This window comes from Oceanobacillus sp. M60 (assembly GCF_053839645.1).
Genome location: NZ_JBSSNH010000001.1, coordinates 417,768 through 441,238, shown reverse-complemented (window position 1 = coordinate 441,238; position 23,471 = coordinate 417,768). Strand labels below are relative to the sequence as shown.

The following is a 23,471-nucleotide window of genomic DNA, read 5'->3' as shown; positions in this document are numbered from 1 at the left end:
CTTACATCGAGTATAACACAAGGAATCCAAAAAGTTAACAAGAAATGACCAAAAGTTTATAATTTATTTGAGCATTTTATTGTTTTGTTGATGTGACGGTGTTTTTGGATGCGTTTTCTTTTAGAAGGATGGGTAAGTTAATGTTTATTGAGATATTTGCTCTGCAGAAGAGCAGTAGATTGTGTTTATGAAATTTGTTAGAACAAAAATGACATACTGAAATAGAAAGATAGACTTTGGTTTGTCTTCTTTTTGGGCATTAGAAGAGCTAATACGAGTTTTTTGCTAATAATAAAGGTGAAAAAAGGGAAAGTGTTTTCCTGTATAGTTTGTTTTATTTCTAATTTATTTTGTATAAATTAATATTGACATGAATTGAAAGCCTGTTTATAATCATCGTCATAAGGAAAACACTTTCCTAAAGAAGGGGTGAATTTTTATGAAAACATTAAATATAGGATTGATAGGTGCTGGAAGAATGGGGGCGTTTCATGGCCAAACAATTGCGCAGCGTATTCCTGGGGCGAAATTGTATGCGATTGCAGACCCATTTCCACAATCTGCTGAAAACGTATTACAACATATTGGAGAAGAAGCTAAAATTTATACAAATCCGTTAGATTTAATTCAAGATTCTGAAGTAGATGCCATTGTGATAGTTTCTCCAGCAAGAACACATTCGGAAAATGTTATTCAAGCGATTGAACATGGAAAGCCCGTTTTCTGTGAAAAGCCAATGGCAGTTTCGATAGAAGAGATGAAAGCGATCAAAAAAGCTGCAAAGAAAAATCCTGTACCGGTCCAAGTTGGTTTTAATCGTCGTTTTGAAAAGGGTTTTGAACAAGCGCATCAAGAAATTGTTGATGGACAGCTAGGGGACGTACAGCTGCTTCGTTCAAATACGAGAGATCCAGAGCTTTCTGGTCCAGAAAAGAAACCGGAATGGACGATATTTTTAGAAACATTGATTCATGATTTTGATACGTTGATGTACTTAAATCCAGGAGCGAAACCGGTAGAGGTATATGCGAAAGCAGATGCGCTTATCCGGCCGGATTTGAAGGAAAACGGATTATTGGATACTTCTGTGGTGACGATAACGTTTGATAATGGATGTATTGCGGTAGCGGATGCCAGCTTTCAGGCTAAATATGGATACGATGTACGTGCGGAAGTATTTGGTTCGGAAGGAATGATTACGTTAGGAGATATCAAAACATCCAGCATGCAAAAATTTAATACAGCTGGAGCAAGCTACCAAACTACCAGATATGATCAGGATCTTTTATTTGATGCATATGTTGATGAATTAAAGCATTTTGTGAAAGCGGTACAAAATGAAGAAGTAACGCCAAAAGTATCTATTGAAAATGCAGAATGGGCATTGTATTTGGCGCTGGCAAGTATTGAGTCTGTGAAAACAGGACTTCCTGTAAAAGTAGAAGATGTTATTTCATTACAGTTAAAGGAGGAAGCAATGTAATGAGAGAATATGGGCTATGCTTATGGACATTTGGAGATGTAGATACACAGAGAAAGATAAAGCTTGCGGAAGAGATTGGTGTAGATGGTGTTGAAGTGCAAGGAAACTTAGAGGATGACCCTGCGGAAATAAAAGAATTACTGAAAGAATATAACTTAAAGGCTTTATCTGTGACACCGGATAATGTTGATATTTCAAGTATTGATGAAAAAGTCAGAGTGGATGCTGTTAATTACTTTCTGGAATTATTAATCTGGGCTAAAGAGCTGGGAGCAGGTAGAATTTGTCTTCATGGTGAAGTTGGGAAAATAACAGGTTCAGGTAACTCGGATAAAGACTGGGAATTGCTTGTGAAAAGTACAAAGCAAATAGTAGAAAAAGCAGAAGAACTCGAAATGCCTATTGTTTATGAGGTGCTTAATCGTTATGAAAATCATCAAATAGTCACGTCAAAAGAAGCAAAAAAATTGATAGATGAGGTTCAAAGTAAATATCTTACTATTTTATTAGATGCTTATCATATGAATATTGAAGAAAGCTCATCTGTTCAAGCGTTGAAGGATGCCGGAGAAAATTTGGGCGTTTATCATATTGCTGACTCCAATAGACAAGCTATTGGTAATGGACATGCAAATTTAAAAGAACAGGTAGCTGTTTTAGGAGAAATCGGTTATACAGGTCCTGTGATTATGGAAATGACAGCTGCCGGACCTAATCCTTTTACTCCTGTGAAAGAAGGAGACTACTTAGGTGTTATTACAGCATATTATCGTGCGTCATTAAAACAGTTAAAAGAATGGGAGAAATACTAAGGTTTCAGCGCTTTTAAGGCGCTGTTTCCTTCATATGAATGACAACGCTTTCCGGGAAGGTATTTAAAAAGGGGAAGAGGGGTAAATACATGAAGAAAAATACAAGATATATTGTTACATTAACATTGATTGCCGCTTTAGGAGGATTATTGTTTGGTTATGACACAGCTGTTATTTCTGGAGCTGAGCAATCCTTGCAAGTGTATTTTATGGAGAGTCTCGGCCTAGGGACATTCGCACATGGATTAACCGTTTCCAGTGCGTTAATTGGTTGTATTGTCGGAGGGTTAATCAGCGGATTTCTTTCTAACAGAATTGGACGCAAAAACTCCCTGTTAGTAGCTGCTGTATTATTCTTCGTTTCTGCTCTGTTATCGGCTTATCCTGAATTTCTATTCTTTACGAAAGATAACCAGACAATGGGACTTTTCATTATGTTTAATTTTTATCGTATTATCGGTGGAATCGGCGTAGGTTTAGCGTCGGGACTTGGACCTTTATACATTAGTGAAACATCTCCCGCGAATATTAGAGGGAAATTGGTAACATTAAATAATTTAGCGATTATATTCGGGATGTCTTTTGTGTATTTTGTTAACTGGAGAATCGCAGCGGGGCAGGAATTAAGCTGGATTCATGATGTAGGCTGGAGGTATATGTTTGCTTCAGAAGCAATACCAGCCCTGTTATTCTTTGGATTGTTATTCCTTGTTCCGGAAACACCAAGGTATTTAATCTCTAAAAATAAAGATCAAGAAGCACTGACAATACTTGAAAAAGTGAATAACTCGAAGGAAAAGGCAAACGCAATTTATCAAGAAATCAAACAAACCGTTGATGTAAAAAATGTTCGAGTGTTTTCTTATGGGAAATTAGTTGTCATTGTTGGTATTTTATTAGCTGCATTTCAACAATTTGTAGGCATCAATGTTATCTTATATTATGCTCCAAGAATTTTTGCGGAAATGGGTGCGAGTTCAGATGGATCGATGTTTCAAACGGTAATCATCGGAATTGTTAACTTTATCTTTGTATTAATTGCAATGCTGTTAGTTGACAGAGTTGGAAGAAGATTATTAATGATTGTAGGTTCCGTTGGTATGGCTGTAGGAATGTTTGGTGTTGCTGCACTAGCATATCTTGATCAAATGGGGATTGGCGCACTTATCTTTATCTTGATTTTTGTGGCATTCTATAATCTATCATTTGGTCCGTTGATGTGGGTATTAGCCTCAGAACTGTTCCCTAATAAGGTAAGAGGCCAGATTATGGCAATCACTGTTGTGGCAAACTGGGGTTCGAATCTGTTGATATCTTCTACGTTCCCGTCTTTATTAGAATTTGGGGCAGGATTTGCTTATACTTTCTATGGCATTATGTGTGTACTCGCGCTATTGTTTGTTCTAAAGCTTGTCCCTGAGACAAAAGGGAAAACATTAGAAGAAATTGAAAAGTATTGGGAAGATAAACAGGCGAACTCGCAGCAGAACAAAGCTGTGTAGGGAAACAAGATAGAATGGAAAAAAAAGCTTGGTGTAGTTTGCGACTATATCAGGCTTTTTTAGCAGGTAAGAAAGTATAAACTTTCTTACTGCATAAGTGTAACTAAGGTTGTCACCTAAAGGCCTGGTGACAACCAAGTTTTCTAATGATTTTAAAGAATAGTGAAATAAGAACCGTTTTACATCTATGGCGTACTCAGGTTGTTTACTGTAGAATTAAAGTTACTTAATGATAAGAAAACGATACATGATAAGAAAGTAGGGAAATGTTCTTGAAAGAGAAGCGACCGACAATTTATGATGTAGCTAAAGAGGCTGGAGTTTCTATTTCCACCGTTTCTAAAGTAATGAACGGCACGGGCAGTATTGCAGATAAAACGAAGAAAAAAGTAGAGGCAAGTATACAGAAGCTAAGTTATCAGCCAATTGCTGCACCTGCATTGCAGAAAAGGCTGCAAACAATTGGATTATTAATTCCATCTATCGCTGATCCTTTTTCTGCAGAAATTGCCAGGAAAATTGAAGATAATGGACGCAAATATGGGTTCAGCTTAATTGTTTGCAGTACAGATAATAATCTTGTTAAAGAAAAAGAGTATATTGCTATTCTTCGTAAAAAATATGTAGATGGTATTATTATTGCGACCGGCTTGAAAAATGCGAAGGCGTTACAGGAGTTGAAAAACAGTAATATTCCTATTGCGCTTTTATCCCGGGAAGTTCCTTCGCTGCCTTTGAATACAGTTTTAGTAAATGATTATTTAGGAGCTTATGAAGCAACCTCTTATTTAATAAAAAAAGGTCATCAGCGGATTGCGATGATAACAGAGGATATGTATTTTTCATCTGTAAAGGCAAGGGTAGACGGGTATAAGCAGGCGTTGGAGGATGAGCAAATGGAAGCGAGCAAATCACTTATTTCAATAGATAATTCCAGCTTTATGGATGCTTCGCAGTCAGCTGGGAAGCTGGTTAACATGCAAGAGCCGCCAACGGCAATTTTTGCATCTACAGAACCTTTGGCAATTGGTGCCATGCAAGGAGTTCGGGAAGCAGGTCTGATGATTCCTGATGATGTATCTATTGTTGGTTTTGATAATTCTATTCTGGCTCAAATGTGCTACCCTCAGTTAACAACTGTTGCACAACCGACGGAGGAGATGGCTGAAAAAATTGTTCAGCTCTTAGTAGAGGAAATAAATGGAACGGAAAAAGTGAAGCAGCGAATCGTATTAGCTCCGAGATTAGTGATTCGGGGGACAGTGGGGGAAGGTCGGCAGTAATAAATTCTTAGAAGGAGAATGCTATATGATGAAAGCGCAGCGGGTAACTGCAATACTTGAATATGTGAAAGAAAAAGAATCTGTATCACTTGATGAACTTGTAGATCGATTTGGGGTTTCTAAAAATACAATCCGACGGGACATTCAGGAGCTTGTAGATGAAGAACAATTGGTGAAGGTTTACGGCGGGGTGTCTATTTCAAAACCGCTGACCGTTCCGTATCAAGACCGGAAAGTTAAGCAATTCCATGAAAAACAAAAGCTTGCAAAATTAGCAGCGGAATTTATTGAGGATGGGGATATTATATTTCTTGATTCAGGAACCACTACCGTAGAATTGCTTGATTTTATCAAGTATAAAAATATTACTATTGTGACCAACAATCTCGATTTCACATTGGATGCCAGTGCTTATCCCAATTTAAACATTTATTCAACAGGCGGGGTTTTCGAGCGTTCTACAAGATCTTACGTCGGAACAGAAAGCGCAGAAGTAATCCAAAAATATAATTTTAATAAAGCTTTTATGGCTTCGACAGGACTTTCACTGGATAAAGGAATAACGAATTCATCTCCTTTAGAAACACAAGTAAAGGCAAAAGTAATCCAAAAAAGTGAGCAAGTATTTATTCTTGTAGACCATACAAAATTTGATAAGTATGCATTGACTACCTATTGTAATTTTGATGACATTGATTATTTAATAACGGATCAGGAACCTCCGAAAGCATATATAACACATAGTGAACAAAATCAATATGAAGTAATTTATCCAAATTGATTTTGTAATACTCTTCATAAAAAATGATTGTATGCAGAAAAATTGCATTCTTAGGGTAAACTCTTTAATATAAAATAAAACTTCACACTGTGAAAGGGTGCACAATCATCAAGAAATTTCTATTTCCATATTTTAATTGCACGAATCAGTGTGACGAATATAACTAAAAAAGAGGTGTAACGGATGGAAAAAGTGATTGTAGTATGTGAAGCAGGGATCACAACCAGTTTATTAGTAAAAAAATTAAATGAACTTGCGCAAGAAAAAGGGCAAGGTATCGATATTCAATCTAAAAGTCTGGAAGAAGGCTTGGATTACGTGAAAGAGCATAATATAGATGTTGTATTATTAGGGCCCCAAATTCATCATAGCGCTGAGAATTACGAAGCATCAACAAATGCAAAAGTCGCTAAAATTTCAGTGAAAGACTATAACAGCATGAATGTTTACAGCATTTTTGAACAGATAAGAGAGGCGTAACAATGGCGATCGATATAGAAGTATTTATGCCTTTGATTACAGAAGCTTCTCAAGCAAAAACGTTAGCTTATCAGGCATTAGGTCTTGCAAAAGAACAAGATATAAAAGGATATGAAGCAGGCATCGCTGATGCTAAAAAGCATTTGATAGCTGCTCATAAAAAACAGACGGAGCTTTTGCAACTGAACAGCCGTGAGCAGCAGACAGATATCAATATTTATGTCATTCATGCGATGGATCATGTGACAAATGCTCAAATGATTTGTGATATGGCGCAGGAATTAGCAGAGCTTCATTTAAAAAAATAAATCATAGAAAAAGATTATCCTGTAATTGGTATATGCCATTACAGGATTTTTTTATGAAAAAAAGAGGTGTCCAGCGAATTTAAACATGCAGATACTAATCAATTGATTACAAAAGATAACAATAAATTAATCATAAATTGATAGAAACTTGACTAAATATTAATTTTTATAATAGTATATAACATAGTAACAACGTAAGTGAACATATCTATAAGTTTAACAAAGGAGAATTTCAAATGAAAACGCTTAAAATTGGTGTTGCAGGATTAGGAAGACTAGGACTGATTCATGCAGAAAATATCTATAATCTAAAAGGAGTCGAATTGACAGCGGTTTCTAATTTAGATGAGGAAGTAAATAAACAGGTAAAGGAAAAATATAAAGTCCCAAATGTTTACACAAATTATGAGGAAATGCTGGAACAAACGGAGTTAGATGCTGTTTGCATTGTTACACCTTCTGGATTCCATACAGAGCATATTCGTTTAGCATTGAAGAAGAATTTGCATATTTTTTGTGAAAAGCCAATTGGTTTAGAAGTAGAAGATATCAAGCAAACGATAGATGAAATTGAGAAAAGTGACCGCATTTTTCACTTAGGATTTATGAGAAGATTTGATGAAGATTATCTATATGCGAAAGAAATGATAGATAGCGGACAAATTGGAGATATTTCGTTAATTCGTTCCTATAGTATTGATCCAATCCAAGGGTTAGACAGCTTTGTCAACTTTGCTAAGAAGAGTCCAAGCGGCGGGCTGTTCCTGGATATGAGCGTCCATGATATTGATGTGATCAGATGGCTGACCAAATCAGAAATTTCGACTGTTTGGGCAACAGGAACGAATAAAGCTGCGCCGGAATTGAATGAGCTGAATGAATTGGAATTAGGAACAGTTACTATGAAATTGGGCAATGATGTAACCGCTTTGCTGGTGGCTGGCCGTACAGCTTCCCATGGTTACCATGTAGAAACAGAAATTATTGGAACCAAAGGCATGCTGCGGATTGCTGCATCTCCTGAAAAAAATAAAGTAGCTGTATTTAATGAGCATGGTGCAATCCGCCCATCCTCGCAGCATTTTCCTGAACGATTTGCAGAAGCGTATGTAAATGAATTAAAGGACTTTGTCCGCTGCATTCGTGAAAATCAGCAGCCTGAAGTAACTGCTCTTGATGGGTTACGCGGAACAGAGGTAGCGTTAGCATGCCAAGAATCATTTGACGGGAATAAATTGGTGGATATTCACTATTAAAGGACCATGCATATCATTTTAGGGGGAGAATAAAATGAATTTATTTAGTATTATCAGTTTTGTTGCTGTGTTGGTATTGATTTATCTCTATGCTTTTTATCGTACAAGAAGTATCGATAAAAAAGATTCAGAGGGTTACTTTTTAGGCGGGCGTTCCCTTGTCGGAACAACGGTTGGGATGACCATCATTATGACTAACCTATCGACAGAACAGCTGGTAGGACAAAATGGTCAAGCCTATGTAGCTGGTATGGAAGTGATGGCTTGGGAAGTAACTGCCTCCGTTGCTATCGTTATGTTAGCGTGGGTATTTTTACCAAAATATTTCAAATATGGTGTCAATACAATTTCTGACTTTATTGAAATTCGGTATGATACATTTACCAAAAGAATTGTATCTATTTTGTTTATATTTACTTACATTGTCAGCTTTATGCCCGTGGTTTTATACTCTGGAGCTTTGATTTTTAATGATTTATTTGGAATTGAGCAGCACTTGGGAGTCAGCAGAATAACAGCTGTGATTATTATCTCAACAGTTATTGGTTTAGTTGGGGTAACCTATTTATTTGTCGGCGGACTCTCCCTGATTGCTCATAGTGATTCACTATATGGCATCGGCTTACTTCTTGGCGGTCTGACCATTACGGTGTTAGGCATCATCGCACTTGGTGAAAATAGCTTCTTCGCTGGTCTGGATAACTTTTTAACAAGCCATCCAGAAAAATTAAATGCTTGGGGTGCACTGGACTCGCCAATTGTACCGTGGCCAACATTATTTTTAGGAATGTTGTTCAATAACTTGTATTTCTGGTGTACAAACCAAATGATTGTTCAAAAAGCACTAGCCGCGAAAAGCTTAAAAGAAGCGCAAAAAGGCGCTATGATTGTCGGGTTCTTTAAAATTTCCGGCATGTTTTTCTTAGTTATTCCTGGTGTTATCGCCTACAATATGTTTGGTGATGGCATGCAGATGGATCTTGCTTACCCTGCATTAGTAGCAGAAGTGTTACCAAACTGGGCTGCCGGTCTGTTTGGGGCAGTAGTGTTTGGAGCAATTATGAGTTCTTTCGTTGGATCGTTAAGTGCAACGGTTACTTTGTTCAGCTTAGACTTTTATAAACCGGTAATTAATAAACAAGCAACAAACCGTCAAATCGCAAAAGCAGGAAGAGTTTTAACGATTGTCATTGGTGTTATTGTTGTTCTTGTTGCACCATTAATCTCTTTATTCCCGCAAGGATTATATGCAGTTATCCAAGAGTTTAACGGGTTGTATAGTATGCCGCTTTTAGCAATTATTCTAGTCGGCTTTTATTCTAAAAAAACATCTGCAACCGGTGCAAAGATTACATTGATTTTCCACATTGTTGTATATGCATTGTCTAAAGTTGTTATTCCGGATATTCATTATCTATATGTTTGGAGTGTCCTGTTTTTAGTAGATTTAGCTATTCTATATTTCTATAGCCAAAAGAAACCATCTCAGGAAGATTTCCAATTCGACAAATATACAAACAAAGTCGATATCACTCCTTGGAAGCATGTTAGATGGGTTGGTATTCTGATTCTGGTTGTTGTTGTCGCATCCTATATTGTCTTTTCTCCACTTGTATTAGCTAATTAATATATTTAGAAAGCAAACATCCATGTTAAAGATGTTTGCTTTCTTTTGTGTTGATTAACTATTTTTACAATACTGCCTTTTTATCAGTGCTATTATCTTCCCAAATATGCTCTAACTCTTCCAATGTTTTTCCTTTCGTCTCCGGAACATACTTCCAAATAAAGATAACAGCAAGCACACTCAATGCACCGTAAATCGAGAATGTCATTCCGCCTAATACATCATGGATTGGCGGGAACGTGGAAGAAATCGTTAAGTTGGCAATCCAGTGTAATGCAGTTGCGATAGATACAGCTTGTCCGCGAATGCGGTTCGGGAATATCTCGGATACAACAATCCATGTGACTGTACCCCAGGTTAACTGGAAGCTCGCTACATATAACAGCATGAAGATCAATGTTGAAATGCCAAAGACTTCAAAGTATGCCAGGATAGCAACCATAAATAAGTTAAAGGCACAAAGTATGGAACCGCCGATGAGCATCGGTTTTCTTCCTATGCTGTCTACTAGAAGAATCGCTGTTGCCATAAAGACTACGTTCACAATACCTACAATTACCGTTTGCAGCATCGAGGCGGATTGTTCTGCTCCCAGCTCTGCAAAAATACGCGGTGCATAATAGAGAATAACATTGATTCCAATCAGCTGCTGAAAGATAGCGACCATAATCCCGACAAACAAGACAAGTTTGCCGTACGTAAAGATGCTGATTTTTTTAGCTGATTCAAAGCGGACGGATTCTTTGATATCTGCTAATATAGCCTGTGCTTTTTCCTTTGATCCATTTACTTTCTCTAGTACAATGGCTGCTTTATCGTATTCCTGCTTCAATGCCAGATATCTTGGGGTTTCTGGTACGGATAATAGTAATATGAAAAAGAGCAGAGCAGGTACTAACTCCGAAGCAAACATATATCTCCAGCCAAAGTCATCAATCCAAGCAAGTGATTGACCAGAAGCAATATTTAAGTTAACGATATAAACAATCAGGGCACCGATTCCGATGGATAGGGTATACAATGCTACATATTTACCGCGGCTCTGCTTTGGTGTTAATTCACTGATGTAAACTGGCGCAATGGCTGATCCGATTCCAACGCCAACTCCCCCGATAACACGATAGATGTTAAACATGAATAATAGGCCGAGTGTCGGATCATCCTTTGTGAAAAACAGAATTTCTGGATACGCACTGGTGAAAGCGGATACAGAAAATAGTAATGCTGCTAAGATCAAGGTCTTTTTTCTGCCGATCTTATTTGCTAGAAATCCAGAAATGAATCCGCCAATCACGCAACCGATCAAGGCACTGGATACCGTAAAACCATGTGTGAAGGAACCTAGACCCAGCGGCTCAATCAAGTATTTTTGTACGGATTGCTCTGCCCCGGAAATAACTGCTGTATCATATCCAAATAAGAATCCTGCTAATGCGATAATCGGCACGACGGTGAGAATATAGCGGTTATTATTTTTTGGTTTACTCATTTTATTTCCTCCCATTTTTAATACCATAATAGCTATTAAATGAGAGATACCATGAAGTAATTCTTCATGATATCTCTTTTTCCTGAGATTGTTTTCTCTCTATTTGGTCACTGCCTTTTCTTAATCAGTCCGTCTACATAATCATACGTTCTTTTCGCAATCGGATAAGGCTTATCAAATGGGGCAGGGTACATATCCTGCTCAACAACTGCCCATCCATCAAAATCAATATCCTTCAAGACATCGATAAAGGCTTCAAAATCAACGACCCCTTTTTCCGGCTCGCACATAATATCCTCACTGACTGCTTTGGCAAAGGACCAGTTTTCCTTTTGCATTTTTTCTCTTACTTTCAAATCACAGCTTTTAATATGCAGGTAGGGGATACGTTTGTGGTGCTTGCGCATAAATGCAACTGCATCCCCGTCTGTATACGCATGATGTCCTGTGTCCAGACAAAGCTTCACATCACTGTCCTGCAGCAATCTTTCAATTTGTTCTTCTGTTTCGATATGGCTTTGCGCATGCGGGTGGAAAACAACCTCTAAGTCATATTTGCTTTTTGCATGATTTTTGATTTTATCTACATGGTTGACGAACTGCTTCCATTCTGCATCATTTAATTCTGGTGAGCGGACAAGCTCTCCGGTAAATAAATCCGTATAGCAATCATCGATTAGCACAACATATTCTGCTGTTGGAAATTTCAATTGCAGCTCGCTCATTTTATCCAGCTGCTGGATCAGTTCATCCGTACTTGTTTCAGATGTTAAATCACATACCAGCGTGGTTGCTACTAAGTCTAATTGACGCTTGTCCAGCTCTGCTTTTAATTTGCTGTACTCATTTGGCAAATAGCCCCATGGACCAAGCTCCAGACCGCTGTAGCCGGCGTCGGCCATTTCGTCTAAGCAGCGCTCCCACGGTGTTTGTTTATCATTTTCCGGAAACCATACTCCCCATGAATCTGGCGCGGAACCTAATTTAATATTCATACGTAATTCCTCCTGGCATATATTGTTACCGTAGTGTAACGATCCGATTGGTTTAACTGTTATTCAGTGGGGGATAGGACTTCTGATGAATGAAGCTTCATTTTATCACGGAGAACCGTCCGAAAAACCCCCACTGAGTGTAGTTACGTTTTATACTTGAACTGTATTTTTTACTTGAACCCAATTTTTCTGTTCTGCTGATTTTAAAATAGCACTTACGGTTTGATCGATTTTCGCCCCGAATTCAAAATCACATGTGTATGGTTTGTTTTTCGTTACAGCAGATAGTAATTCATGCGCCTCCAATATTTTCATGTCATTGTAATTGATGGAGATTCCAGCAGCTGGATGGAATGCGCTGTACCCTTTGTGCTCCGGGTTTAATAGAACGGTGCGGAAGCCGCGGTCTGCCTCATTATCAGAAGTGAAGTAAACATTCACTTCATTCATTCTTTCCAGCGTATAGTGAACAGACCCTTTTGTACCCTGAATTTCATAAGCTAAATGATTTTTACGGCCGGAAGCAATTCTGCTGGAAGAAATCGTTCCAATTGCACCGTTTTCATAATTGGTTAAGAAAGAGATAACATCTTCATTTTCTACCTCTTGTAATTCCTCCGAACCGGCTTGAGCCGGGCGTTCTTTGATAACGGTTTGGGAGATTGCATTGACACTTTCCATATCTCCTAAAATATATTGAGATATACTTAGTAAGTGAGAGCCAAGATCTCCTAAAGCACCGGAACCGGAGAATTTATTGATATGTCTCCAGGTGATTGGAAGCGATTCATCTAATAAACCATCCTGGTCATATGTTCCAGTGAATTTAACAATCTTGCCTAGTTTCCCGGCTTCCACGAGTTCTTTAACATAAGCGTTCGCAGGATTCATTACATTATTATAGCCAACATAGTTAACGACACCTTTTTCTTTGGCAAGCTCTGCTAGTTCAACCGATTGTTCTGCTGTCAGTGTTAATGGTTTTTCACAATAAGTATGTTTTCCATTCTCTAAAGCAGCTTTAGCAATGTCGTAGTGAAAAGCGTTTGGCGTTGCAATGTCAACTATATCAACATTTTCATCTGTGACAATATCCTGCCAGTCGGTGGTATATCTTGAGAACCCAAGCTGATTGCAGGCTGCCTGTGCCGCTTCCACGTTTACGTCCGATACCACTTCAAATACAGGTTTTCCATATTCAGGCCCGAAAGCCATTAAAGCGTTTACAAATGAGTTGCTGTGAGCTTTTCCCATCCATCCTGCACCGACTAATCCAATTCTTACATCCATATTAAATACCTCCTAGGTAACTTTTTGTTAAGTTTTTATTAACTCTGTTTCTAACTAGAATACTATTATAGATTTTTAGACAAGTCATTAGTTAATATTGCTTTAAAATTTAAGAATCTTGCTCTTTGGTATTTTGGTGTTTTATTTGATATACTTTATAAAATAGTTTTCCAAACAGCCGTGGGCTGTAGTAAGTATGCTGAATCTAAGGAGCTATGCATATGCAAATTGAAGATAAAGGAACCGTAGAGCCATCGAAAATGTATTTTGCAATGACCAATGAATTTGCAAAAAAAGCACTTTATTATGTGATCAACTCCGGCAGGTTTTATTGCAATACAAATTATCAAATTAGAAGAGAAACACTGGACAGCTTCCTGTTTATTTATGTCAAAGAGGGGAAGCTGGCAATTCAATATGACGGGCGCTCTTTTGTTGTTCAGAGCAATTCCTTTGTGTTTTTAGATTGTCATCAACCGCATATGTACAGAGCCATTGAAAATAGAACGGTATTTGACTGGTTCCATTTTTCTGGGAATGCTAGCAAAGCATACTTTGAGCTGCTTTATGCGAAAAATGGCTGTGTGTATAAGCTTTATGAGCAGCATATTTTGCTGAATTTGATGGAGAGAATTATAAAAATGACGGAAGAAGATAATGTGGAGGAGCATCTCGCTTCGATTTATATTCAACAGATTTTATATGAGCTGAATCAGTATTCTAATCCATCCGATCAGCAGATGGAACATAAAATAAAACAGGCGATTGCTTATATGGAGGATGCTTTTCAAAAGGATATCAAGCTGGAGGACATTGCGAGCTATGTATACTTAAGTCCATATTATTTTTCAAGAGTATTTAAAAAATCGGTGGACAGCTCGCCGATTCAATATTTGATTAACTATCGGGTGAATCATGCGAAAAAGCTGCTGCATCATACCGATTTATCCATCGAAGAAATTGCAGCGGAATGTGGTTTTAATAGTGCTTCTCATTTTATAACAACATTTAAGAAAAATGTGGATATGTCTCCAAAGCAATTTAGAGCTATCTTTTTTTAAGGGAAAATGTATTGCAGTAACGTATGACTACTGCAATACTTACATAAAAGTGTTATACTATTTAAAAATAATGTGGCACAATTTGAAGGGAGATTCTGAGGGTGGATACAAAATACCTTGATTTATTAGCGGAGAAATTTGATAGGGAAGAAAAGGTAGTTACCGAGCTTATCAATTTAGAATCGATTATGGATCTGCCGAAGGGAACAGAGCATTTTGTAAGTGATTTACACGGGGAGTACCAAGCCTTCCAGCATGTTTTACGGAATGGCTCCGGAAAGGTAAGAGAGAAGATAAATGATATTTTCAAAGATACCTTATCAGAGGAAGACATTAATGATTTTGCAGCGCTTGTCTATTATCCAGAAGATAAGCTGAAGCTCATTAGGCATCAATTCAATTCAAAGCAGGCATTGGAAGAATGGTATGCAGAAAAAATCCAGCATATGATTCACCTGATTGCCTATGCGTCCTCTAAATATACGCGTTCCAAGCTGCGTAAGGCGCTGCCGGAACAGTTTGTTTTTATTGTGGAAGAGCTATTATATAAAACAGATGAATATACAAATAAGAGACCTTATTATGAAAAAATTATTGAAAAAATCATCTCGCTTGGCCAGGCCGAAAAGCTGATTATCGGCTTATCGTATACAACGCAGCGTCTGGTTGTTGATCACCTGCATGTGGTTGGAGACATCTATGATCGTGGGCCGGAGCCGGATAAAATTATGGATACACTGATTGACCATCATTCGGTAGATATACAATGGGGCAATCATGATGTTCTGTGGATCGGTGCGTATGCTGGCTCCAAAGTATGTTTGGCGAATATTATCCGGATTTGTGCCCGCTACGATAATCTCGATATCATAGAAGATGCTTATGGCATTAACCTGCGGCCGTTACTTACGTTAGCAGAAAGATATTACGATGATAATCCGGCATTTCGTCCGAAAAAAAATCCAGATCAGAACAACTCGGATCAGGAAAGACTGCAGATTACCAAGATTCATCAGGCGATTGCTATGATTCAATTTAAATTGGAAAGTCCGATTATTAAACGCCGGCCTTTTTTCAATATGGAAGAAAGACTTGTATTGGAGAAAACCGATTACGAGAAGCAGGAAATCACCGTTTATGGAAAAACGTATTCGCTGGAAAATACATGTTTTGCTACCGTGGATCCTGCTGATCCTGCCAAGCTATTGCCGGAAGAGGAAGAAATCATTGACAAACTGCTGCTCTCTGTACAACAATCAGAGAAGCTGAAAAGACATATGAATTTCTTAATGAAAAAAGGAAACCTATATCTTAAATATAATGGCAATCTGTTGATTCATGGCTGTATGCCTGTCGATGAAAATGGGGATATGGAACCGATGGTGATTGAAGGAAAAGCATATAAAGGGAGAGAGCTGCTGGATAAATTTGAAACCTATTTGCGTCATTCTTTTGCAGATAAAGAAACAACGGATGATTTAGCGACAGATATGGTTTGGTATTTATGGACAGGAGAATATTCCTCTCTCTTTGGAAAACGGGCAATGACGACGTTTGAGCGTTATTTTATTTCCGATAAGGCATCCCATAAAGAAGAAAAAAATCCTTATTATTATTTGCGTGAAAATGTAGAAATGTGCCAGAAAGTACTGGAAGAATTTGATTTGGATCCGGAACAAGGGCATATTATTAATGGACATACACCGGTAAAGGAAATTGATGGGGAGAACCCAATCAAAGCAGACGGGAAAATGATTGTCATCGACGGCGGATTTTCCAAAGCCTATCAATCTACCACGGGGATTGCCGGCTATACTTTATTGTATAATTCATTTGGAATGCAGCTCGTCGCCCACCAGCATTTTAATTCAAAAGAGGATGTTGTTTTAAATGGAGCGGATGTTTTATCTGTCCGCCGGGTCGTAGACAAAGAGCTGGAGCGGAAGAAGGTTCGGGAAACGAACATCGGAGCTAAGCTGCAGGATGAAATTGACATGCTGAATCAGCTGATGGATTATCGTTATATTAATTGAGGAATGAGATAAACGGGTTATCTGAATGTCATTATTTAGATAACCCGTTTTTTATAAGGATGCAAGGTTGTCAGAGTATTGACTTTCTTCCCGGCAAATTTCTTTAATGGAAATACTGATAAAAAATTTATGGTGGTAAGAAAAATAGACGCTGCCTCCATAGATAGAGGCAGCGTCTATTTAAATAACTCAATAAATTATTTTGTTGCGGGTTCTTTATTCGATTCAAAGGAAATCTTTTCGTTCTTCCCTGCAATGGTTCCGAGAAAAGCGATAATCAGAGCTGCAGTCATTAAAATAATAAACGGCACCGTCCAGCCTCCCGTTTTGTCAGCAATGGTTCCAAGGAAAAGCGGTCCTGTAGAAGCGACAATATATCCTACAGATTGGGCCATGCCGGACAATTGCGCAGATTCCATAGCAGAATTAGTACGCAGGACAAAGAACATCATGGCTAAGCTGAACGCCGTCCCGGCACCAACACCTGTTAATACAAGAAAGACAATAATTAAATGGGATGAAGTGAAAAGCGTTCCCAACAAACCAAAGAAAAATAATAATCCGGCGCTGCAGCCAAGCAGCCGCTGATTCTGCATCCTTCCGGCAATAATTGGTGCAATAAATGTTGTTGGGATCAGTCCGATTTGATAAATGGCAATTAACCATCCGGCTTCACTTTCCCCAAACCCTTTCGAAATAAAGATATCCGGAAGCCACGTAAATAAACTGTATGGTATCAGTGATTGCAGTCCCATAAAAAAGGTGACGGCCCAGGCAATCTTTGATTTGAAGATAGCTTTCGATGGCTGGCTTTTGACGTCGACAAACACTTTTTTGCCAGATGAGCGTCTGGCAGGCAGCCGCAGTAATAAGACGAGGACAGCGGCTGCGGATAGGAGGCTCCATATTTGCATCGCATGTCGCCAATCGAATCCGGATATGGAAGCAATCGGTACGGAAATACCAGAGGCAAGTGCTCCGAATGCATTCATTGAAACAGAATAAATCCCAGTCATCAGCCCCATGCGATAAGGAAAAGTAGACTTAATCAACCCTGGCATCAGGATGTTTCCAACTGCGATTGCCATTCCAGTTAAAATTGTGCCAAAAAGCAACAACTCCATTCCGCCATTTGCCCGAATAAATACACCGATGGACAGGAAAACCATCGCAATCAATAGTGTTATTTCCATTCCAAGTTTGCCAGATATTCTTGGGACAAAGGGAGAGAACAAGCCAAAAGCAAGTAATGGCAGCGTGTTTACCAGTCCAATCATGGCATTGGAAGCTTCCAGTTCTCCGCGGAAAAGTGGAATAAGCGGACCAACAGACGTGATTGGTGAACGCAATGTGGCTGCAATCAATAAAATTGCCAAGAGTAATAAAACGATATAGTATCTTTTTGCAAAAGATTTTTTTGATAAATGCATAATAAATAGGCTTCCTTTATAATGTATTTAAAAACATACAGAGAATCATTCTATCAAAAGAGATTAGTAAATGTAAAGAGATGCTTTTCGTCTGTACAGTATATTTATATAGAACAGCAGATAAAGCGTTTATGCGTAAAAAGAAACATGGCTCAAGGAACCATGCTTCTTTTCTGCTGCAAAAAACTTAGAAAGAAATCAAATTTAATTATCTTATCTTGTTTTCCGAGTAAATTATCCTCCAAAAAATAAATCAAATACATTGCTCGCTGTAGAACTTTCTGTATTGTAAAATTCGGAGTAACCGCAATCCTGACAATAGACAACCGTAAATCGATTATGCTGCACATCAAACACCTTGGATAAACCTGAACCGGTCATGGATACATCCTTTTTATCTGCATTTCGGCTTCCGCATTTCATACAGCCTTCACCTGTTCTCAATTTCATCACCTCTTCAATAAATTTATACGTATAAAGCTATTCCTTGGTTTCACCTCCTTTAAACGTACTTTATTACCGGAAAAATAAAAATATTTGCTATAATTAGAGTCTGACTTAGAATGTTTCTAACTATTGTACGGCAAGCGAAAAGTAATGAGTAAAGCGATTAAGGGAGGGGCAGGATGGTTTTGATTAGAAAAGCAGATGTTACGGATGCAGGCGCAATTGGTAAAGTAAGTGTAGAAAGCTGGCAGACAACTTATCGGGGAATTATGGCAGATAGGGTTTTAAAACGATTATCAGTGGAAGATAGGGTAGAAAATTGGAAAGATACCATTCAAGCTGATGAAAGCACTACATTTGTAGCTGTAGATACGGAGGAACAGATTGGCGGATTCTTGAATATAGCGGTAAAGGAATCAGCTGATTCAGCCCGTATCGGTGAAATTACAGCCGTTTACTTGCTGGAAAACTGGCAAGGGCAAGGAATAGGGAAAATGCTATTATTAACTGGCTTTACATGTTTTGTAGAGCAGTCTATCTATACTGTCCGAGTTGAAGTTCTGTCGGAAAATGACAGCCGTTTGTTCTATGAACAGTTCGGTGCAGAAATGATTGAAAAAAAGAATATTCAAATTGCTGATGACGTGCTTGATTTACTTGTATATGAATGGAAGGATATCAGTAGTATTGTGAAAATGAATTAGCCGTTGTGTTTGGCTGTGAGATGTATGAAATGACTAAAAATAAAGGTAGGGATGGAGAGGGAAAACGATGAATAATATCATACAAGATTTGACGGAATGGATAAACAGGCAGGAAAAACATATCATTATCGGTATTACAGGGCACGGAGGAGCCGGGAAGACGACATTTGCAGACCAATTGAAGCAAGTTTTCTGCCAGGATGCAAATTTGATATGTACAGATCCGTATATCGTCCATTCAGCGCTTCGAAGAGACACTCAAATTACGTATACTTTTCAAAATGAAGTCCGTACGGCTAAGATGACGGCCTGCCATCCTTTGGCTCATTATACAGAAGCGTTGGAACGTGATATACAAATGACGCTTGCAGGTATGAAATGGAGCACAATCGATAGAGATTATCTACCGAGTAAATTAATCGATCCAAATAAAAAACTTACTATTTTTGAAGGGATGAGTGTGGCATTTATAAACCCTGATTATTTAGATTTGCAAATTTACCTTTATACGGATGGACAGACCGAATTAACCCGTCGTTCCAGTCGGGATACTACGGAACGAAATCGAAATCTGGAGAATATACAAAAATCACATCAGGAAAGAAGAATACAATACAGCCATTTTATGCATCCATTGAAAGAGAAGGCAGATATTATTCTTTTTACGGATAAACAAGGGATGCATATAGAGAAACAGCAATTATCAATCGAATAATCAAAGCTTATTTTATTGGGAAGGGGCTTTATTTATGGAAATAAAGGAATTAACAACAGAACAAGCATGGCGGGAGGCGTATAAGGTAATGCGTCAATTGCGAGTGCATCTTGATGAATCCGGCTATCTGGAACTTGTAAAAGAAGCAGTGGAGGTAGATCGTTACCATTTAGCCGCTTTGTACGAAGGAATGAAAATGGTTGCTGTTGTCGGGTTTAAACCAATGACCACACTGTATTATGGCAGATTTGTATGGGTATGTGATTTAGTAACAGATGAACATAGTCGTTCGAAGGGGTATGGAGAACAGCTCTTGAAATTTGTCCATCAATGGGCAGAGCAACATAATTTTTCATCTGTTGCTTTATCGTCAGGCTTGCAGCGTCAGGATGCACATCGGTTTTATCAAAAAAGAATGGGGTATTCGAAGGTGAGTTATGTTTTTAAAAAAGAGCTTTAATGATAGAGCATGTCCTTATCACGTTATACATTTTTCACCTGCAAAATAGTTGAGTTTGAAATCGAGAAGCGTATAATAAATAATATTAAAAAAAGTACAGGTTATTCCATGTGAAATGTGGGAACCTAAACACATTGGAATTTAGGGTAACAAAATGTATGACGAAGAAAGGAACATTGGATGAAGAAAGCACAATCGAAAAAAACAAGAAAGGCAATGCTTTTTTCAAGAGGATTGATTATTATCATCGGCGGGTTCATTACTGCGTATGGACTAGAAGCTGTATTGATACCTAATAATGTTTCTGATGGCGGTGTAACCGGGTTAAGTATTGTCGGTTCGCAGTGGACCGGATTGCCATTAGGAATCCTGATTGCTATTTTAAACATTCCCTTTATTTACTTAGGATATAAACAAATCGGCAAGAGTTTTGCAATCTTCTCTATCCTCGGTATTGCTTCTTTGGCTATAAGCACCAGCCTGATGCATCATATTCCAACTATTATTGAAATCGAAGGAGATACCCTGCTTGTCACTGTTGTCGGCGGGATCATTATTGGATTTGGCATGGGACTGGCACTACGTAATGGAGGAGCGTTGGATGGGATTGATATGCTTGCTGTATTATTATCCCGAAAGCTGCCTTTTGGAACGAGTGACTTAATATTATTTCTGAATTTATTTGTATTTATCGTAGTGTCCACGGTGTTTGGATTAAGAGGGGCCCTGATGTCCGGTATTGCTTATTACATAGCTTCCAAGGTCATTCATATTATTGAAGAAGGATTAAGCAGTACAAAAGCAGTTTATATCATTACCGAGCATGCAGATGAGATGATGAAAGAAATTGGCGACCGGCTGGGACGTGCCTGTACATTACAGCATGTAGAAGGCGGCTACTCCAAAAAGGAATTTAAACAAATTAAATGTGTGATTACACGACTGGAAGAAAGTAAAATGAAAGAAACGATTCAAGATATCGATGCCACTTCATTTGTAACTGTCTATGATGTGTCAGAAGTACGCGGCGGTAATTTTAAATAAAGCATCGACTTCTCTTAAATCAAAAAAGGCAGCCAATGAATCCATTTCATTGGCTGCCTTTTGATTAGTATAGGGTGAAAAAGCTTATTGTACGAAGGGGTACACGATAGCTTATGATTTTGCTCTGAATATATCCGCAACTGCATGAAATACCTCAACACCTTGATAAGTGAAAACGGACAATGCAGTCAGTGAAAAGAACCCAATAACAATTAATCTGAAAATCATCATAGTTTTTGCCTCCTCTTTTAATTTTTAATTTTTTTATTAAAAGAGGCTTAAACCACGAAATTGGATTGATAGAAAACAGGTGTCAGCAGCTGTTTCGTACGGTTGACCCGCACAATCGTAGTGAATAAACAGAGACTGCCTAATAAGAATAAGGTAATGACTAAACCTGGACTTGCTATAAATGATTTATCTTGCTGGTCATTTCCGCCAACGCCTAAATCAGGTGACGATTGGGAATCAATCAGTATTTCATGATCGGTGAGAACGTAGCTGTGATGTACACCTGGGAATAATTGTGTCATTGGCAAAAGGATAATCATTAAAGCAATCATCAAATATCTATTCAACATCTACGCCCCCTTCCGTATGATAAATATATTTTTTGATTCGATTTCTTAAAGCGAAAGAATTAATTATACCAATAATGAAGAATAAATTCAATATAATGTCTACATGTTTTAGAATTAATTTGTATTATATGCTTATTTTTCGGGTGTGTCTATACTTTTTGAACATTTTATGAATTTTTCTCCATGAAATTAACATTCCTTTTTTTTACGGAATTTAAACATCTGCTTAGAGATATAAAGCCGTGCGTGTTTGGAACTTCTCTCTATGATATGAGATATTTACAAGATTCATTCAAACCGATTCAAAAACCGCTGAAATATTTTTAAAATTTCTTATTGACATGGAATTCAAATAGATATATAGTTATCTACAACAAATAAATAGCAATACATTTTCTTATCCAGAGAGGTGGAGGGACTGGCCCTTCGAAGCCTCGGCAACAGACTTATAAAAGAACTGTGCCAATTCCAGTAGCGTTAGCTAGCAGATAAGAAGAGACATTGATATCGTACTCAAAACCTCTTCTTTCTGAAAGAAGAGGTTTTTTCGTGTCTATATCGACTTATCCGCAGCGAACCAAATAATTAAAAGCTTACAGGAGGAATGGAACGATGGCGAAAAGAAGTTTGGAAGAGCGATTAAAGCAAGGAACAGTTATTGCAGGGGAAGGATATTTATTTGAATTGGAGCGCAGAGGGTATTTGCAGGCGGGCTCCTTTGTACCCGAAGTAGCGCTGGATAACCCGGAAACGCTAAAGGCAGTTTATCGTGATTACATGAAAGCAGGTTCCGATGTAGTGCTTGCCTTTACATACAACGCACACCGAGAAAAAATGCGCATTATCGGTAAAGAGGACTTATTAGAGCCTCTAAATAGAAATGCTATTAAATTAGCGAAGGAAGTAGCAAAGGAACATCCGACAGAGGAAGCTCTGGTTGCAGGAAATATATCGAACACCAATATTTTTAATCCGGAAGATCAGGAATCCAAGGATAAAGTCAGAGCGATGTTTAATGAAATGGTTTCATGGTGTAAGGATGAGGATGTTGACTATATTAACGGAGAAACTTTTTATTACCATGAAGAAGCATTGATTGCTTTAGAGGAAATTAAAAAATATGATTTACCGGCAGTTATTACCTTGGGATTAATGGGTGAAAACATTTTACGTGATGGTTACACAGTGGAAGAGTCATGTAAGATTTTAGAGGATAACGGCGCCTTGGTTGTTGGGATGAACTGTTTCCGGGGGCCGGACACGATGCAGCCGTATTTAGAAAAGATTCGTGACAAAGTAGACGGGTATGTTGGAGCACTGCCGATTCCATACCGGACAACAGAAGAGAATCCAACCTTCTTTAACTTGCCGGATGGAGGGTGCAGCTGTCATTTACCAACGGAAACAACCTTCCCGACTTCTCTGGATCCGCTATATCATAACCGCTATGAGCTGGCAGAATGGGCGAAACAAGCACATAGCATCGGCGTGAATTATATCGGTTTATGCTGTGGAGCTTCACCGGCAATGCTGCGTGCGGTTGCGGAAGCTGTCGGCATCGAAACAATTAATTCAATTTATTCTCCAGATATGCATAAACACTTTTTATTTGGTGAAGATGAAACATTGCAGGATCATATCACAGATTACAAAACAAAAGCGTAAAACAATATATTGGGAGGCGGCTTAT

22 protein-coding genes and 1 riboswitch are annotated in these 23,471 nt (G+C 38.2%); of the genes, 16 read left to right on the top strand and 6 right to left on the bottom strand.

From position 1 onward, the window contains the following. Positions 1-439: 439 nt before the first annotated feature. The 9 genes from ACW0TQ_RS02220 (at position 440) to ACW0TQ_RS02180 (ending at position 9,532) form a co-directional block, all read left to right on the top strand. Positions 440-1,483 (top strand): Gfo/Idh/MocA family oxidoreductase, encoded by a 1,044-nt coding sequence (locus ACW0TQ_RS02220; RefSeq protein ID WP_042531762.1) that lies wholly within the window; start codon positions 440-442, stop codon positions 1,481-1,483. Further along, on the top strand, positions 1,483-2,295 hold the full coding sequence (locus ACW0TQ_RS02215; protein WP_256705666.1) for a sugar phosphate isomerase/epimerase family protein: 813 nt from the start codon (positions 1,483-1,485) through the stop codon (positions 2,293-2,295). Before ACW0TQ_RS02220 ends, ACW0TQ_RS02215 begins: the two co-directional genes overlap by 1 nt. An 89-nt stretch (positions 2,296-2,384) precedes the next feature. Beyond that, positions 2,385-3,797, top strand: a complete 1,413-nt coding sequence (gene xylE, locus ACW0TQ_RS02210; protein WP_042531766.1) for a D-xylose transporter XylE — start codon at positions 2,385-2,387, stop codon at positions 3,795-3,797. A 272-nt stretch (positions 3,798-4,069) separates the two neighbouring features. Continuing rightward, a complete protein-coding gene (locus tag ACW0TQ_RS02205) occupies positions 4,070-5,080 on the top strand; it encodes a LacI family DNA-binding transcriptional regulator (protein WP_455725298.1) in 1,011 nt (336 codons plus the stop codon). A 25-nt stretch (positions 5,081-5,105) separates the two neighbouring features. Beyond that, a complete protein-coding gene (locus tag ACW0TQ_RS02200) occupies positions 5,106-5,861 on the top strand; it encodes a DeoR/GlpR family DNA-binding transcription regulator (RefSeq protein WP_193062874.1) in 756 nt (251 codons plus the stop codon). Between the two features lie 183 nt (positions 5,862-6,044). After that, entirely contained in the window at positions 6,045-6,341 is a 297-nt protein-coding gene (locus tag ACW0TQ_RS02195) for a PTS sugar transporter subunit IIB (RefSeq protein WP_193062876.1), read from the top strand. Positions 6,342-6,343: 2 nt separating this feature from the next. Beyond that, positions 6,344-6,649 carry a PTS sugar transporter subunit IIA gene (locus ACW0TQ_RS02190; RefSeq protein WP_193062877.1) on the top strand — a complete coding sequence of 102 codons (306 nt, stop codon included), beginning with the start codon at positions 6,344-6,346 and terminating at the stop codon, positions 6,647-6,649. Positions 6,650-6,885: 236 nt separating this feature from the next. Next, complete coding sequence (locus tag ACW0TQ_RS02185; protein ID WP_368901552.1) at positions 6,886-7,905, top strand: Gfo/Idh/MocA family oxidoreductase; 1,020 nt, start codon at positions 6,886-6,888, stop codon at positions 7,903-7,905. A gap of 34 nt (positions 7,906-7,939) precedes the next feature. Beyond that, positions 7,940-9,532 (top strand): solute:sodium symporter family transporter, encoded by a 1,593-nt coding sequence (locus ACW0TQ_RS02180; protein ID WP_042531777.1) that lies wholly within the window; start codon positions 7,940-7,942, stop codon positions 9,530-9,532. Positions 9,533-9,596: 64 nt separating this feature from the next. On the opposite strand, the gene ACW0TQ_RS02175 is transcribed toward ACW0TQ_RS02180, so the two are convergent. From ACW0TQ_RS02175 to ACW0TQ_RS02165, 3 genes are all read right to left on the bottom strand, one after another. Beyond that, complete coding sequence (locus ACW0TQ_RS02175; protein ID WP_042531779.1) at positions 9,597-11,021, bottom strand: sugar porter family MFS transporter; 1,425 nt, start codon at positions 11,019-11,021, stop codon at positions 9,597-9,599. 107 nt (positions 11,022-11,128) lie between these two features. Then, positions 11,129-12,016 (bottom strand): TIM barrel protein, encoded by an 888-nt coding sequence (locus tag ACW0TQ_RS02170; protein WP_368901551.1) that lies wholly within the window; start codon positions 12,014-12,016, stop codon positions 11,129-11,131. Between the two features lie 150 nt (positions 12,017-12,166). Further along, on the bottom strand, positions 12,167-13,306 hold the full coding sequence (locus ACW0TQ_RS02165) for a Gfo/Idh/MocA family protein (RefSeq protein WP_455725297.1): 1,140 nt from the start codon (positions 13,304-13,306) through the stop codon (positions 12,167-12,169). A 221-nt stretch (positions 13,307-13,527) separates the two neighbouring features. On the opposite strand from ACW0TQ_RS02165, the gene ACW0TQ_RS02160 reads away from it, so the two are divergent. Together ACW0TQ_RS02160 and ACW0TQ_RS02155 are read left to right on the top strand one after the other, a co-directional pair. Further along, on the top strand, positions 13,528-14,367 hold the full coding sequence (locus ACW0TQ_RS02160; RefSeq protein ID WP_455725296.1) for an AraC family transcriptional regulator: 840 nt from the start codon (positions 13,528-13,530) through the stop codon (positions 14,365-14,367). A 101-nt stretch (positions 14,368-14,468) separates the two neighbouring features. Then, positions 14,469-16,400 carry a fructose-bisphosphatase class III gene (locus tag ACW0TQ_RS02155; RefSeq protein WP_042531788.1) on the top strand — a complete coding sequence of 644 codons (1,932 nt, stop codon included), beginning with the start codon at positions 14,469-14,471 and terminating at the stop codon, positions 16,398-16,400. Between the two features lie 197 nt (positions 16,401-16,597). Here ACW0TQ_RS02155 and ACW0TQ_RS02150 read toward each other — a convergent pair whose 3' ends face one another. Next, positions 16,598-17,830 (bottom strand): CynX/NimT family MFS transporter, encoded by a 1,233-nt coding sequence (locus ACW0TQ_RS02150; RefSeq protein WP_455725295.1) that lies wholly within the window; start codon positions 17,828-17,830, stop codon positions 16,598-16,600. Between the two features lie 234 nt (positions 17,831-18,064). After that, complete coding sequence (locus tag ACW0TQ_RS02145; RefSeq protein ID WP_042531791.1) at positions 18,065-18,280, bottom strand: zinc ribbon domain-containing protein; 216 nt, start codon at positions 18,278-18,280, stop codon at positions 18,065-18,067. 176 nt (positions 18,281-18,456) lie between these two features. Here ACW0TQ_RS02145 and ACW0TQ_RS02140 point away from each other — a divergent pair, with 176 nt between their 5' ends. The 4 genes from ACW0TQ_RS02140 (at position 18,457) to ACW0TQ_RS02125 (ending at position 21,200) form a co-directional block, all read left to right on the top strand. Next, positions 18,457-18,981: a GNAT family N-acetyltransferase gene (locus ACW0TQ_RS02140; RefSeq protein WP_042531794.1), complete on the top strand. Its 525-nt coding sequence runs from the start codon at positions 18,457-18,459 to the stop codon at positions 18,979-18,981. Positions 18,982-19,048: 67 nt separating this feature from the next. Then, positions 19,049-19,696, top strand: a complete 648-nt coding sequence (locus ACW0TQ_RS02135; RefSeq protein WP_212928668.1) for a phosphoribulokinase — start codon at positions 19,049-19,051, stop codon at positions 19,694-19,696. A 34-nt stretch (positions 19,697-19,730) separates the two neighbouring features. After that, on the top strand, positions 19,731-20,156 hold the full coding sequence (locus ACW0TQ_RS02130) for a GNAT family N-acetyltransferase (protein WP_042531798.1): 426 nt from the start codon (positions 19,731-19,733) through the stop codon (positions 20,154-20,156). 180 nt (positions 20,157-20,336) lie between these two features. Continuing rightward, positions 20,337-21,200, top strand: coding sequence for a YitT family protein (locus tag ACW0TQ_RS02125; RefSeq protein ID WP_042531800.1), 864 nt, complete (start codon positions 20,337-20,339; stop codon positions 21,198-21,200). A gap of 278 nt (positions 21,201-21,478) precedes the next feature. Here ACW0TQ_RS02125 and ACW0TQ_RS02120 read toward each other — a convergent pair whose 3' ends face one another. Next, positions 21,479-21,781: a hypothetical protein gene (locus tag ACW0TQ_RS02120; protein WP_042531806.1), complete on the bottom strand. Its 303-nt coding sequence runs from the start codon at positions 21,779-21,781 to the stop codon at positions 21,479-21,481. Between the two features lie 394 nt (positions 21,782-22,175). After that, a riboswitch (SAM riboswitch) is annotated at positions 22,176-22,276 on the top strand. 117 nt (positions 22,277-22,393) lie between these two features. Between ACW0TQ_RS02120 and ACW0TQ_RS02115 the strand changes: the two genes are divergently transcribed. Beyond that, entirely contained in the window at positions 22,394-23,446 is a 1,053-nt protein-coding gene (locus tag ACW0TQ_RS02115) for a homocysteine S-methyltransferase family protein (RefSeq protein ID WP_042531808.1), read from the top strand. The last annotated feature ends 25 nt before the right edge of the window (positions 23,447-23,471 follow it).

Excerpts from the sequence above, each read along its gene's own strand:
- ACW0TQ_RS02150 (WP_455725295.1), bottom strand. The coding sequence starts at position 17,830 with ATGCATTTATCAAAAAAATCTTTTGCAAAAAGATACTATATCGTTTTA.
- ACW0TQ_RS02200 (WP_193062874.1), top strand. The coding sequence starts at position 5,106 with ATGATGAAAGCGCAGCGGGTAACTGCAATACTTGAATATGTGAAAGAA.
- ACW0TQ_RS02220 (WP_042531762.1), top strand. The coding sequence starts at position 440 with ATGAAAACATTAAATATAGGATTGATAGGTGCTGGAAGAATGGGGGCG.
- ACW0TQ_RS02165 (WP_455725297.1), bottom strand. The coding sequence starts at position 13,306 with ATGGATGTAAGAATTGGATTAGTCGGTGCAGGATGGATGGGAAAAGCT.
- ACW0TQ_RS02160 (WP_455725296.1), top strand. The coding sequence starts at position 13,528 with ATGCAAATTGAAGATAAAGGAACCGTAGAGCCATCGAAAATGTATTTT.
- ACW0TQ_RS02130 (WP_042531798.1), top strand. The coding sequence starts at position 19,731 with ATGGAAATAAAGGAATTAACAACAGAACAAGCATGGCGGGAGGCGTAT.
- ACW0TQ_RS02185 (WP_368901552.1), top strand. The coding sequence starts at position 6,886 with ATGAAAACGCTTAAAATTGGTGTTGCAGGATTAGGAAGACTAGGACTG.
- ACW0TQ_RS02145 (WP_042531791.1), bottom strand. The coding sequence starts at position 18,280 with ATGAAATTGAGAACAGGTGAAGGCTGTATGAAATGCGGAAGCCGAAAT.
- ACW0TQ_RS02140 (WP_042531794.1), top strand. The coding sequence starts at position 18,457 with ATGGTTTTGATTAGAAAAGCAGATGTTACGGATGCAGGCGCAATTGGT.
- ACW0TQ_RS02115 (WP_042531808.1), top strand. The coding sequence starts at position 22,394 with ATGGCGAAAAGAAGTTTGGAAGAGCGATTAAAGCAAGGAACAGTTATT.
- ACW0TQ_RS02170 (WP_368901551.1), bottom strand. The coding sequence starts at position 12,016 with ATGAATATTAAATTAGGTTCCGCGCCAGATTCATGGGGAGTATGGTTT.
- ACW0TQ_RS02215 (WP_256705666.1), top strand. The coding sequence starts at position 1,483 with ATGAGAGAATATGGGCTATGCTTATGGACATTTGGAGATGTAGATACA.
- ACW0TQ_RS02125 (WP_042531800.1), top strand. The coding sequence starts at position 20,337 with ATGAAGAAAGCACAATCGAAAAAAACAAGAAAGGCAATGCTTTTTTCA.
- ACW0TQ_RS02175 (WP_042531779.1), bottom strand. The coding sequence starts at position 11,021 with ATGAGTAAACCAAAAAATAATAACCGCTATATTCTCACCGTCGTGCCG.
- xylE (WP_042531766.1), top strand. The coding sequence starts at position 2,385 with ATGAAGAAAAATACAAGATATATTGTTACATTAACATTGATTGCCGCT.
- ACW0TQ_RS02120 (WP_042531806.1), bottom strand. The coding sequence starts at position 21,781 with ATGTTGAATAGATATTTGATGATTGCTTTAATGATTATCCTTTTGCCA.
- ACW0TQ_RS02135 (WP_212928668.1), top strand. The coding sequence starts at position 19,049 with ATGAATAATATCATACAAGATTTGACGGAATGGATAAACAGGCAGGAA.
- ACW0TQ_RS02195 (WP_193062876.1), top strand. The coding sequence starts at position 6,045 with ATGGAAAAAGTGATTGTAGTATGTGAAGCAGGGATCACAACCAGTTTA.
- ACW0TQ_RS02180 (WP_042531777.1), top strand. The coding sequence starts at position 7,940 with ATGAATTTATTTAGTATTATCAGTTTTGTTGCTGTGTTGGTATTGATT.
- ACW0TQ_RS02190 (WP_193062877.1), top strand. The coding sequence starts at position 6,344 with ATGGCGATCGATATAGAAGTATTTATGCCTTTGATTACAGAAGCTTCT.